The organism is Pseudanabaena biceps PCC 7429 (assembly GCF_000332215.1).
GTDB lineage: Bacteria > Cyanobacteriota > Cyanobacteriia > Pseudanabaenales > Pseudanabaenaceae > Pseudanabaena > Pseudanabaena biceps.
Genome location: NZ_ALWB01000182.1, coordinates 1 through 11,400 on the forward strand (window position 1 = coordinate 1; position 11,400 = coordinate 11,400).

11 protein-coding genes are annotated in these 11,400 nt (G+C 44.0%); 8 read left to right on the forward strand and 3 right to left on the reverse strand.

Translation table 11 applies throughout. The annotated features are described in order from the left end of the window. Positions 1–55: 55 nt before the first annotated feature. From PSE7429_RS17280 to PSE7429_RS17290, 3 genes are all read right to left on the reverse strand, one after another. Complete coding sequence (locus PSE7429_RS17280) at positions 56–1,150, reverse strand: metal ABC transporter solute-binding protein, Zn/Mn family (RefSeq protein WP_009628582.1); 1,095 nt, start codon at positions 1,148–1,150, stop codon at positions 56–58. Positions 1,151–1,199: 49 nt separating this feature from the next. Next, positions 1,200–2,342: a J domain-containing protein gene (locus tag PSE7429_RS23830; RefSeq protein ID WP_144052531.1), complete on the reverse strand. Its 1,143-nt coding sequence runs from the start codon at positions 2,340–2,342 to the stop codon at positions 1,200–1,202. 91 nt (positions 2,343–2,433) lie between these two features. Beyond that, a complete protein-coding gene (locus tag PSE7429_RS17290; protein ID WP_009628584.1) occupies positions 2,434–3,396 on the reverse strand; it encodes an N-acetylmuramoyl-L-alanine amidase in 963 nt (320 codons plus the stop codon). A gap of 421 nt (positions 3,397–3,817) precedes the next feature. On the opposite strand from PSE7429_RS17290, the gene PSE7429_RS17295 reads away from it, so the two are divergent. The 8 genes from PSE7429_RS17295 to PSE7429_RS17330 all read left to right on the forward strand — a co-directional run bounded on the left by PSE7429_RS17295 (position 3,818) and on the right by PSE7429_RS17330 (position 11,286). Then, positions 3,818–4,171 carry a hypothetical protein gene (locus tag PSE7429_RS17295; RefSeq protein WP_009628585.1) on the forward strand — a complete coding sequence of 118 codons (354 nt, stop codon included), beginning with the start codon at positions 3,818–3,820 and terminating at the stop codon, positions 4,169–4,171. Positions 4,172–4,195: 24 nt separating this feature from the next. Then, positions 4,196–5,008: a cell division protein FtsQ/DivIB gene (locus PSE7429_RS17300; protein ID WP_009628586.1), complete on the forward strand. Its 813-nt coding sequence runs from the start codon at positions 4,196–4,198 to the stop codon at positions 5,006–5,008. Positions 5,009–5,147: 139 nt separating this feature from the next. Then, positions 5,148–6,428: a cell division protein FtsZ gene (ftsZ, locus tag PSE7429_RS17305; protein ID WP_009628587.1), complete on the forward strand. Its 1,281-nt coding sequence runs from the start codon at positions 5,148–5,150 to the stop codon at positions 6,426–6,428. A gap of 154 nt (positions 6,429–6,582) precedes the next feature. Beyond that, positions 6,583–7,581: a ribose-phosphate pyrophosphokinase gene (locus PSE7429_RS17310; protein WP_009628588.1), complete on the forward strand. Its 999-nt coding sequence runs from the start codon at positions 6,583–6,585 to the stop codon at positions 7,579–7,581. Between the two features lie 547 nt (positions 7,582–8,128). Then, complete coding sequence (gene ntcA, locus PSE7429_RS17315) at positions 8,129–8,755, forward strand: global nitrogen regulator NtcA (RefSeq protein ID WP_052017741.1); 627 nt, start codon at positions 8,129–8,131, stop codon at positions 8,753–8,755. Between the two features lie 59 nt (positions 8,756–8,814). Beyond that, positions 8,815–9,147: a preprotein translocase subunit SecG gene (gene secG / locus PSE7429_RS17320; protein WP_009628591.1), complete on the forward strand. Its 333-nt coding sequence runs from the start codon at positions 8,815–8,817 to the stop codon at positions 9,145–9,147. A gap of 305 nt (positions 9,148–9,452) precedes the next feature. Next, complete coding sequence (locus tag PSE7429_RS17325) at positions 9,453–9,962, forward strand: Dps family protein (protein WP_009628592.1); 510 nt, start codon at positions 9,453–9,455, stop codon at positions 9,960–9,962. A gap of 187 nt (positions 9,963–10,149) precedes the next feature. Beyond that, positions 10,150–11,286: a glycosyltransferase gene (locus tag PSE7429_RS17330; protein WP_233424382.1), complete on the forward strand. Its 1,137-nt coding sequence runs from the start codon at positions 10,150–10,152 to the stop codon at positions 11,284–11,286. The last annotated feature ends 114 nt before the right edge of the window (positions 11,287–11,400 follow it).

Below are 11,400 nucleotides of genomic sequence, written 5' to 3' on the forward strand. Positions count from 1 at the left end.
CGGCGCTTCGCGCCGCCACTTGTATTTTGGGGATTATGTCCTATGGTAATGGAAGTTATTTTAATTGGAATGGTTTGTACTTGCCTCCCAATCCCTCAACAATTGTACGGGTATTAGAGATGAGCATTCCTGTATAAGTCTCTGCTTCGCTTCCCTTTGAGCCCAAACCATCGGCATAGATTTCCCGTTCTGCTACCTTAACATTTGCTTCTTTGGCAACAGCGTTAATCAATTTGGGATTGATCGATACCTCAGCAAAAATAGTTGGAACTTGGCTGGACTTGATTTCATCCACCAATTCCTTGACTCTTGTGGGGGTGGGTTGTTCTTCGGTGCTAATACCATTCAAAGCTCCTTCCACTGGAATTCCATAGGCTTTAGCATAGTAGCCCAGAGCATCATGGGTGGTAACTAGTTTACGGTTACTGGGGGGGATTGTCGCGATTTGAGCTTTGATCCAAGTATCAATCTGGTCTAATTCATTAACAACCTTAGCCGTATTGCGAGTATAGGTATCAGCCTCCTCTGGACGGAGATTGCTCAAGTTTTTGCTAATTGTTTGCGCAATTTTGATGCCATTTTGGGCATTGTGCCATATATGGGGGTCGGTTTCTTTTTCGAGTTTGCGATTTTCTGGTTTGACATCTTTTGCCTTGTTATGGTCATCTCCTGCTTCCGCAAGCAAAGGATTGGTTACTGCTAATTCATTCACGGCAACTTTGGGGGCGTTGTTAGAGCTAGCTTTGATTAACTTGATCAAATTTGGCTCAAAGTCATAGCCTCCATAGAGAATTAACTTAGCTGAGTCGATCGCTTTGCGGTCTTCGGGTTTGGGTTGATAAAGATGCGGATCGGTGCCAGCTTCAATCAGACACTTTAAAGCGATCGTCGAACCTGCAATTTGTCTGGTGAGATCGCAAGTAACGGTATTGGTCGCAACTACTAAGGGCAAATTTGAGCGCAAATTTGAGGGCAAATTTTCTGATGGGTTTGTCGCTAGGGGGGATTGGGTTTCAGGGGGTTTGCTAGAAGTCGTGATACTGCAAGCATTGATACTAGCGACAATAGCCATCAATGTGGCGATCGCCGAAATCTTGATCCCTTTGTTGGTTTTGAATTTGGCGATCGATCTTGTTGAGTTGATAGGCATAGCGGCAAGATAAAATGATAATCATTATCGATAATTATTATCGTAATGCCTAGAAACGCCAAAAAGAAACCTTTTCCAGTAGATCAGTGATCCAGCCTTGCCTTTGAATGGACTTTTGAATGGGCTTTTGGGTGGGCTTTGGTTTGCGATCGCCTTTGCTATTGTTTTTGGTAACCTTGTTTTGGTTGAGCCTTGGATCGGTTAATTCCAGAAGATGCTCTAGGGCTAGAGATTCTTGAGGGTTGATATAGAGCGATCGCTTAAAGCTTGCCTTCGCCATTTCTGGCTGATGGGTATTTGTATAAACCACGCCTAGCAGAGCCAGACATTTACTATTGTTTTCATCCATTCTTAAGATAGCCCGCAAATCTTGGAGGGCAGTTTTCCAATTATTTTGCAAGATATTGATTTCACAAGTTTTGATACGTTCATCGATTATTGTCGTATCAATTGCTGCTTCTGACTGAATTACAGTCTCATCAGAAGCTGTCAAATTACTGGTTGGTTGTGGGGAAGCATTTTGTAAAGTCGGGGTCTCTTGAGTTGCGGGCTCTTGAGTTGCGGATGAATACTGGAGTCTGTAGCTGTAACTGGGCTTTGATGGTGGCGGCAGAAAATTTTGGGTGTGGGGTTTAGGGCTTGTAGGCTTTAACATGGGGGCAAGAACTGGGGGCATATTCGCCGCTCCATGCTGATAGCCTTCCTTGTAGAGGATGTAAACCAGATTTAACTCGCTGATTTGCGCAGTAAGATCTAGAATCTGCGGAAGCGATTGATATTGTACTTTCGCGATCTCCGTAACCAAGCGCTCGTAAACCTCGTCACTAGGGGAGCACATTAACTCGCAAGCGCTCTCCGAATGAATCTGGATATTACGCGACCTCAGCATTAAGCGTTTGGCAAGTAACTTAAATATTTCTTGATAGGCATGGCGATCCTGCTCTTTCATCAAGGCATTGTAAGCAGGGTTGACTAGTTTTGCGAGATATTGGGTGGCGATGGCTTTGTCATCTGCCGAAAAGCCATATATGTCGGGATGTAAAATGCGGGCTATTCGCAGGTATACATTGCGGATGTAGGTAGGATCGCTAACAATCGGAAAGCCTAGCGCCGCGTAATAGTCATGATTGTATTGACTAATCCCGCGATCGAAGCGGATAAACTGAAATTTTGCCTCCTTGGGCTGGTTCATATATTTGCCCGCGACCGAATGATGGTGGAAAATTGATCGACCAACCACCACATATACCAACAAAGTCAGAAAAAATAGAGCGCTATTTGCCTTAACTTTGGAATTTTCTGAGGGCAGAACAGCCGATCTCAATTTCATTGGTTCGGGGATAGGCAGTTAATAATTTTTTAAACAAATTAAAATCAAAACTGCGCGGATCGATCCGAGAGCCAGAGCGATCAATGATTTTATGGGTAGTAATCCGCTCTAGGGGGACATTGGTTTTGGCAACCAGCCATGCCAGCGATAGATATTGAGCTTCGGTATATCCGCTATGGGTATAGTCCTCGTTCATGCCATCTTCAGGAGTCTCAAGCGAAATGTGATAGGCAAAATTATTGACAGAACGGGGATAGCGCGGATTAGTTTGTACTGCTTCCTGTCCTAATGCACTTACAAACTCAGAATCACCTGCTCCAAAAGCCCGTTTATCGGGGGGAACGAGGTAGATAACCGAGCCATCAATGGCGATTAAGGTATGATAACTTGCCTGAATATCTTCATCGGTATGGAATTCTTGAAAGAAATTGATCGTACCGTTCGTAGAACCCACTGTTTCATGAAGGACGATAATCGGGGCATAGTTAGCAGGTTTGCCCGATAGATCCTTTAGATAGCGATCGCCATAGTTAGAAGCCGCCGCCAAAGCCACAATTTCTCTAGGACTAGCGGTGATTGCTTTCTGCGAAGTGATCGTGGTCTTCGATGTAGCTACGGATTTCCGAAAGCGCTCTAAAGTAATGGGAATAGAAGTTAATGCTGCGGGTAATGATGGTTCAGGTGGATTGGCTGGTGGTTGGACTTCGCACCCAAAGACTGGAGCGGATTGATTGATGGCTGCTGAGAAGTAAATATCTTGGGGTGCTTGAGAAGAACCGTTTAGAGCAACTTTATTCCGATTGTTAGCTGACTTGAAGGTAGCGATTCCATTGGTTTTGGCTGGCTCAGCCGAGAGAATTAAGCCTACTAAGGTGAGTAAAAAGATCGCGATCGCTACTAATCGTTTGAGTTGCATAGGGATTCAATGATTCTGAAATTAAAACTTTGAAATTAAAACTTTAAAACTAAGTACCTCAGCATAATTAAAATCTAGATCTAAAACCTGTGGCGCACGCGCAGCATGCATCAAGGGTTTTAGGGGTTTATATTTAATTAAGCCCACTTACTTATTTGAGATTGTATAAAAGTAACTGATAATCAACCAAAACACAGATTTTCGATTGAAAGTGTTGCTCAGCAACACTTTCAATCGAAAATCTGTGTTTTGGGGTAATGTCAATTGTTCCCAAAGTAGCGATCGCTATATGATGAGATAGATATTATAGCTATAGTCAGTAATGTTAGGACAAAAATCAAAGCCAATAGAGAGTTGCGGCGCTTCGCGCCGCAACTCTCTATTGGCTTTGATGTCCTGACTTAAGCGAATATAGCTATATATGAAGGTTTGCAAAGCAAATCTATACATTTTTGTAACTCTTGTTGAAAAACCTGATTTGCTCATCTATTGTGATATCAATACTTCGGAGTCAAACATAAGAGATATGGTGATCGCAGCAATTATCTACGTATCAATATCTGTACTTTTGGTCATCAGTGCAGGTATATTTTTCGTTAAAGCGATCCAGTCTTTAATGAATAAGCAACAAATATCGAATAAGTATAAGAACATCGATCGCGTCATGTTTTTACCTGAAAATGCTAAGGATCCCTTGGCTATTTCAAACCGACGGGCAGAAATCATTGCTATGCTGGAACGACAATTTGCTAGTAGCCCATCATCTGACTCCTAGCACTATGAACAGGTAGGAGCAAAGATGACGGTTGAATTCCCTATCTCCACAGGAGAGGCAGACTATGTGGCCCGCCGCAAACAACTGCGAAAACAACGCCGCCTTCGCATCTTTCAACGTATTTGGCAGTTAACATTTATCACTGGAATCACGGGTGGGATGCTGTGGGTTGCGATGCTTCCTGAATGGCAACTACGGAGCCCCAACCAGATCGAAATTGAAGGTAACAAACTTCTTTCTAAGGAAACCATCAGGAAATCCCTAGCACTCCAATATCCCCAATCAATATTTCAAATTCAACCGCAAGAACTCGCCAACCAGCTCGAAGCCAATGCCCCTGTATCAAAGGTTTTGGTATCCCGCACAATATTTCCCTCAAAACTCACTATTCAGGTTCAAGAACGATTGCCGATCGCCAACGCTACACGTAAAGGTCAGCAGGGATTCTTAGATGCAGAGGGAATATGGATGCCCGCCAAAGCCTATCCATCGAATATCACCAAGCCCAACCTTGTTGTCCTAGAACCTAATAATCGAGCGATCGCTCAGTGGTCAACTCTTTATCGTCAAGTCAGTCAGAGTCAAGTTAAAATTTCGCAAGTAGATGCGCGGGACGACTCAAATTTGATTTTGACGACAGAGCTGGGCTTGGTCTATTTTGGTACGTACAAACCATCAATTTTTAACACCCAACTAGAAACCCTTGATCGACTGAGAAATCTGCCCGAAAAATTTACATCAAAAAGCTTTAAATATATTGATGTAAGTCAACCAAGCGACCCGATTTTAGAAATAAACAGGTCACCAAAAGATAAATCTTCAGAAACAAAATCCTAAATTGTCGTTTTAAGGCTATTATTATTTTTTTCTGGTAGGTTTAAACTGTTACTCGGACTTCTGACTCGAATGGGGTTTAAGCTTAGCAAAATCTAGAGAGCATCAGTACAACGATTCTATTTATGACATCCCCCGATAAATGACATCTCAAAACGACTGGTCAGGTTTGAACTCAAATGGTTCGGAAAACGGAGAAGTAGACGTGCAAATGGATGAACTTTCTGAGTTTTCAAATAACTCTAGACTACACCTAAGTCACTCTCACAATCGTATGAAGCAGCAGTTAGGCGTTGATGCAAAAGCGGATAATATCATGTTGGGCAGTGTTGCAAAAATTAAGGTAATTGGTGTTGGCGGTGGCGGTGGCAACGCTGTAAATCGCATGATCGCCAGTGATGTGGTTGGTGTAGAGTTTTGGTCGTTTAATACAGACGCTCAAGCATTACTGCAATCCTCCGCTTCTAAGCGATTTCAGATGGGTCAGAAGCTGACCAGAGGTTTGGGAGCAGGTGGTAATCCTGCGATCGGACAGAAAGCTGCCGAAGAGTCCCGTGATGATATCGCAGCAGCCGTCGAAGGAGCCGACTTAGTATTTATTACCGCAGGCATGGGTGGCGGCACTGGCACTGGAGCTGCCCCCATTATTGCGGAGGTCGCCAAAGAAGCAGGAGCGCTCACGGTCGGTATCGTTACAAGACCCTTTACTTTTGAAGGTAGGCGACGAGGTCAGCAGGCTGAAGAAGGAATTGCAGGTTTACAAAGTCGGGTTGACACTCTAATCGTGATCCCCAACGACAAGTTGCTTTCAGTAATATCCGAGCAAACTCCCGTACAGGAAGCCTTTAGAGTTGCTGACGACATTCTGCGTCAAGGCGTGCAGGGGATTTCCGATATCATCATGATCCCTGGACTAGTAAACGTAGACTTTGCCGATATTCGCGCCGTTATGGCAGATGCTGGTTCGGCAATGATGGGTATCGGTATTGGTTCTGGCAAGTCTAGAGCAAGAGAAGCCGCGATGACAGCCATTTCTTCGCCTCTGTTAGAAACCTCCGTCGAAGGAGCTAGCGGTGTTGTCTTTAATATCACTGGTGGCGAGGATATGACCCTCCATGAGGTCAATGCCGCCGCAGAGACCATTTATGAAGTAGTCGATCAAAATGCCAATATTATTTTTGGCGCAGTCATCGATCCCAAACTAGATGGCGAAATTCGGATCACGGTAATTGCTACAGGGTTTGCGCCCAAGTCCCATCCAGCGATCCCGCCCCAAATTGTGAAAAAGGTACAACCTTTACCACCTACGCCCACAACAAGGACATCGACTTCTACAACACCTGCATCACAAACAGAAATCAAGCTGAGTAAGCCAGGACTAGATATCCCCGATTTCCTCCAACGCCGCCGCCCCCCCAAATAAAAAGCCATAGATTTTAGGAGCCATGCTTCTAAATTTGTGGCTTTTATATCATTCTGGCTAAAAAAATATCTAATTTAATCATAAACAGATGACGCGAATAGCGAATTAAGCCTGACAATAGAAATATGGCTATGTTACCTCCTGATAAATTGCAGTGACACACTTAACGACTACTAGGCATGGACTTCACAGACTACCTTCTTTAAATAGCGGTGAAGATCGACTAAGGCTATTTGCTGGATCGGCAAATTTGCCACTTGCCCAAGAGATTTCCCGTTATTTAGGTATCGAATTAGGGCCTATGGTGCGAAAAAATTTCGCTGACGGGGAAGTCTATGTGCAGGTGCAGGAATCGATTCGGGGTTGTGATGTTTATCTGATCCAACCAACCTGTCGCCCTGTTAACGACCATTTGACTGAATTATTGATTATGATTGATGCCTGTCGTCGGGCTTCGGCAAGGCAAATTACTGCGGTTATGCCCTATTACGGCTACGCGCGAGCCGATCGCAAAACCGCAGGACGAGAGTCAATCACTGCAAAGTTAGTTGCCAACTTAATTGTGCAGTCTGGAGCCGATCGCGTGATTGCCATGGACTTACATTCGGCACAAATTCAAGGATATTTTGATATACCTTGTGATCATGTCTATGGCTCCCCAGTTCTATTTGATTATCTCAATGAGAAGAAACTCCCCGACTTAGTGGTAGTTTCGCCAGATGTAGGGGGAGTTGCGCGGGCGCGGGCTTTCGCCAAAAAACTAAATGACGCACCTTTAGCGATTATCGATAAACGTCGCCAAAGCCATAATGTGGCTGAGGTGATGAATGTCATCGGTGATGTCTCAGGTAAAACTGCTGTCCTTGTCGATGACATGATCGATACTGCTGGGACAATTTATGAAGCGGCAAAGCTCCTGAGAAAGGAAGGTGCGCGTCAAGTTTATGCCTGTGCCACCCATGCTATTTTTTCGCCACCAGCGATCGAACGTTTGTCCAGTGGCGTGTTTGAAGAAGTAATCGTAACTAATTCAACCCCAGTCAGACAAGAAAACTATTTTGCACAATTACGGGTACTATCGGTTGCCGACTTGTTAGGTGAAACAATCTGGCGGGTTCATGAAGATACCTCGGTAAGTAGTATGTTCAGGTAGCGATCGCCCCTCGTTATTTTGTCTAGCCCCATCTTTTGTCGAGTAAGGGCTCTCCCAATCTCGATTAGTTGCAAAAAATGTACATTCTGATACAAATTGCAATTATGTAGTAAGTTTAAGTGAGAATAATCGTATCTACTTCTAGATTAACTTTCTAAGATGTAACCTACCTTTACCAGTTCATCAAGGGTTGCTGCATCTTCAAGAAGTTAATTGTTTGAAGGATATATACATATTTGGAGCTGTTTGTATCTTCATTTTGTATATTAGATGAAAGCTAACATAAACTACTCCAATTGATTGTGTGCTGGCATACTTTCCGAAGATCTAGCATTTCAAGTTACAAAAAAATAATAAAGCTATTTTTGTAACTTGAAATAATCATGAAATTTAGGTTTTAGTTCACCAAAGCCTTGGCAGACTTTAGTGAATTGATATAATCCCTATCTTTGAGATTTGGTTGTGAGGACTGCGGCGTTTTATTTTTGGTTAAAAAAGAGGGTGTATAAGATTGGTAGACCGTGCTCTTGTTGAAGTCTTTCGCGAAATGAATGGGGGAATGTTCCCCCCCATGACAGAAACGTTTGAACGCGGTAAGACGATTTTTTTTCCTGGCGATCCTGCGGAACGTTTTTACTTTTTGGTAAAGGGAGCGGTAAAACTTTCTAGAGTTTACGAGGCAGGCGAAGAAATTACAGTTGCGCTATTACGCGAAAATAGTGTTTTCGGTGTGTTGTCTTTAATTACTGGCAATCGCTCCGATCGCTTTTATCACGCTGTAGCATTTACCCCAGTGGAGTTGCTTTCGGTGCCCATCGATCAGGTGGAGAAGGCACTGAAAGAAGATCCCGAATTACCGATGGTATTGTTACGTGGCTTATCGTCACGGATTCTGCAAACGGAAATGATGATTGAGACGCTTGCCCACCGCGATATGGGATCGCGGTTAGTCAGCTTTTTATTGATTCTTTGCCGCGATTTTGGAACGCCCTCGACCGATGGCGTGACGATCGACTTAAAATTATCCCATCAGGCGATCGCCGAAGCGATCGGTTCGACAAGGGTCACGGTAACAAGATTACTTGGTGACTTAAGAAAGCAAAAGATGATCGCTATTTCCAAAAAGCGAATCACAGTTCATAACCCCATTGAGTTAGGTCAGCAATTTGCTTAGAGACAATTGTTGATACGTTAAGCTGTTTATAGAAAACATATAAAGAAAAATATCTAAAAATGTACGGAACTTTAAAGATAGTCTGGTCTGTTATCGCTATTTGTTTAGTGATCCTAATCTTATTACATAGTCCCAAAAGTGATGGGCTGGGCGGCTTTAGCGGTCAAGCTCAATTGTTTTCAAGTACCAAGAGTGCGGAAACAGCTTTAAATCGAGTAACTTGGTTCCTAACCGCAGCTTTTTTGGGATTAACTGTAGTTCTCAGTGGTGGGTGGTTTAATCCCCCCACTGTGGCAGCTCCCGCAGCAACCCAAGTTGCCCCTGCACCTAAGACTGCTCCTGCACAGTCAATTCCATTAAATTTGCCTGCGGCGACTCCTGATAAACCTTAATTTCACGTCAGTTCGGGATAATTTGAAACGAGCTTTGAGAAAGGGTTTGCTACGCAAACCCTTTTTCAAAGCCCAAAAGTAAAAGCCTTGCTTAGCAAGGCTTTTACTTTTGGGCTTTGAAAATTTGCCAGCTTAACCTGAACTGACGTTAACTATGCTGAACTACCTAAAAGCCGATAAGAGAATGGTGGCGCTTTAAGTTGATTTGTATTCTTTTTTAATAGTAATGAAACCCATCAATCGGGTGCTTCATTGGTATGGTTTTGTTGGTTATAATTCTTGCAAAACTATTCAAGTAAAAGGAAATGGCTAAAAATAAAGAAAAATCAGATAAAGACCTGTCTAGTTCGATTAATATCGGTATATCTGAAGAAGATCGAATTGCGATCGCTGATGGATTATCGCGCTTGCTTGCTGATACCTACACTCTATATCTGAAGACCCATAATTTCCATTGGAATGTAACGGGACCAATGTTTAATACATTGCACCTGATGTTTGAAGCTCAATATACCGAGCTTGCTCTCGCCGTGGATCTCATTGCTGAACGCATTCGTTCGCTAGGCATCCCTGCCCCTGGAACCTATACCGCCTATGCCAAGCTTACTTCAATCCCTGAGACTGAAGGAGTACCCAAGGCAACAGAAATGATCAAGTTATTGGTTGAAGGACAGGAATCCGTAACTCGTACGGCTCGTTCTATTTTCCCGATCGCAGAAAAAGCCAACGATGAACCCACTGCCGATCTCCTAACTCAACGCCTCCAAGTCCATGAAAAAACAGCTTGGATGTTGAGAAGTCTCCTAGAAGAATAACTGCAAGAACCAAAATATTTTCGTTAAAAATACTTAATTAGAACGCTTTAACGAAAATATCGGTTCTAATTTCGTGGGAGAGCCCAATAAGTTCGAGCGAATTAAGGTAGGATCGGCTTTTAGAATGTAAGCATCTCCATCGAAGTTGAATAACCCGCTTTTTTTGACAGGCTTTTCGCTATTTTTTTTGTTGTTACAAGTCCCCTCGACACTTGTACTTTTAAAGCGGCTCAGTACTGCGCGCGATCGCACTGCCCCTTTATTACCTCTAGCTAACTCGGATGAGACTCTGGCTAAACAAAATCCCCAAGTCTCGATTGTCATTCCCACTTTAAATGAGATCGATCGCCTACCAACCTGTTTAGAAGGCTTACGCGATCAAGCAGCTAAAGAGATTATTGTGGTTGATAGCCGATCGCAGGATGGCACGCCCGAATATGTACAGAAATTGCAACAGGATTTTCCCATTCCTCTAAAGCTTGTAACCGATGATCCTTTACCAGAAGGCTGGGTCGGTCGTCCTTGGGCTTTGCATAATGGCTTTCTCCAGAGCGATCCGACCAGTACATGGGTACTAGGCATTGATGCCGATACTTTGCCCCAACAGGGACTAGTTGCTAGCCTAGTGGCACAAGCAACTGCCAACGAATTCGATATTGTGTCGCTCTCCCCCAAATTTATCCTCAAGACTGCGGGCGAACAATGGTTACAACCTGCCTTATTAATCACCCTCATTTTCCGATTTGGGGCAACAGGCGATCGCACTCAGTTCACCGAAGATCGGGTAATGGCAAATGGTCAATGCTTCCTATCTAGACGTGCCAAATTGGTTGAGTTAAATGGCTATGAGCTTGCCAAATCCTCCTTTTGTGATGACGTTACTCTTGCCAGAGCTGCCGCCCAGAGAGGTGCAAAGGTCGGATTCCTTGATGGTGCGGCGTTAATGCAGGTGCGGATGTACACTTCTATGGGCGAAACATGGCGCGAATGGGGGCGATCGCTCGATCTCAAAGATGCTTCCACCCCAAATCAAACCTTGGCTGATTGCCTATTACTTACGGCGGTGCAGGGATTGCCGTTGCCCCTATTAATTTCTCTGTTAATCTGGCAACCTACGGCATCACTACCCACGAGTATCCTATTTTGGCTGAATGTCTTTCTTGTTAGCATTCGCTGCTTATTGACCTTCGGTATCCGTTCTAGTTATACGGAAGTGGGCTTTTGGTTTTGGCTCTCTCCGCTTGCCGATCCCTTGGCGGCGATCCGTATCTGGATCTCCGCTCTCACCAGACCGAAAAGTTGGCGCGGTCGCAACTATACCTAACCCTTGGGCGATCGAACATCGATCGCCCAAGGGTTTGAGTCTATTATTACCCCATTAAAACCCAAAAGCAGAAAGCGCAACGCTCGCGTCGCGGGCGTTGCGCTTTCTGCTTTT